The sequence below is a fragment of the Marinimicrobium sp. UBA4209 genome, assembly GCF_002381585.1.
Taxonomy (GTDB): Bacteria; Pseudomonadota; Gammaproteobacteria; order Pseudomonadales; family Cellvibrionaceae; genus Marinimicrobium; species Marinimicrobium koreense.
Genome location: NZ_DFTP01000070.1, coordinates 57,300 through 57,667 on the forward strand (window position 1 = coordinate 57,300; position 368 = coordinate 57,667).

1 protein-coding gene is annotated in these 368 nt (G+C 55.7%); it reads left to right on the forward strand.

Translation table 11 applies throughout. The features are described from left to right. A partial coding sequence (gene rpsF, locus B3187_RS10465) for a 30S ribosomal protein S6 (RefSeq protein ID WP_286806289.1) occupies positions 1–342 on the forward strand: 342 nt, incomplete at its 5' end. Positions 343–368 lie beyond the last annotated feature (26 nt).

Here is a 368-nt window from a genome sequence, read left to right on the forward strand (position 1 = left end):
GTTCACCGTCTGGAAGACTGGGGTCGCCGTCAAATGGCTTACTCCATCAACAAAATCCACAAGGCTCACTATGTACTCATGAACGTTGAGTGCACCGAGGAAGCCCTGGAAGAGTTGACCACCAACTTCCGCTACAACGATGCCGTCCTGCGTAACCTCGTGATTCGCGAAGACGAAGCCATCACCGAAGAGTCTCCGATCCTCAAGGCTGATAAAGATGCCCGCGAGCGCACTGCAAAGCAGGGCAGCCGCCCGCCGCGCCGTGAAGAGGGCAATGACAACTCCGACGACAACAGCTCGGACGAAGAGTCAGAAGCCGAAACCGAAAAGCAGGGGGAATAAGAGATGGCACGTTTTTTCCGTCGTCG